1 protein-coding gene is annotated in these 836 nt (G+C 47.1%); it reads left to right on the forward strand.

The window, feature by feature from the left end; translation table 11 throughout:
- Nucleotides 1-85: 85 nt before the first annotated feature.
- The coding region (gene punR / locus R7R78_RS25310) for a DNA-binding transcriptional activator PunR (protein ID WP_225474524.1) at nucleotides 86-836 on the forward strand (751 nt) is incomplete at its 3' end.

Below are 836 nucleotides of genomic sequence, written 5' to 3' on the forward strand. Positions count from 1 at the left end.
CCTTATTATTCTATTTTTCGATTTTGAGAAAATAAAACGCTAAAATTGTTGGTTATCAATCAAATTTTTTGAAAGGTCAGAAATCATGTTCTCCAAAGCATCATTGGAAATGCTCGATACGGTTGCTCGGTTAGGCAGTTTCACGGCCGCTGCTGAAGTGCTTCACAAAGTTCCTTCGGCGATCAGCTATGGCGTGCGACAGGTAGAGCAGGATTTGGACGTCGTGCTATTTCGCCGCTTACCAAGAAAAGTTGAATTAACACCAGCGGGTGAGCTATTCATGGCTGAAGCTCGCTCGTTACTGCGTCAGATGGAAGAGGTGAAAGCACAAACTCGTCGAGCTGCGCACGGCTGGAAAACAACGCTGAAACTGACGCTGGATAACGTAGTGAAGCTCGAAAAGCTCAAGCCGCTAGTGGAAGATTTTTATCGAGAGTTTGAATTTGCGGAACTGCAAATCAACATGGAAGTCTTTAACGGCTCTTGGGAGGCGATCGCTCAAGGTCGTGCCGACATCGTAGTCGGAGCCACTTCAGCAGTTCCGGTCGGCGGGGATTTCGAAGTGAAAGACATGGGTGTGTTGGATTGGGCGTTTGTCATGTCGCCTGCTCATCCTTGTGTACGTCAGCAGGTTCTCACCGAAGAGTTTGTTAGCCAGTTTCCCGCGATTTTTCTGGATGACACATCGAACGTACTGCCAAAACGGCACACAGGTCACTACGCTAAGCAGCGTCGTTTATTATTGCCCAATTGGTATAGTGCGATTGAATGTTTAAAAAATGGCGTTGGAGTCGGGTATATGCCGCGTCATATTGCGATGCCACTTATTCATGAAG

It is taken from the genome of Vibrio sp. 2134-1 (assembly GCF_033339495.1).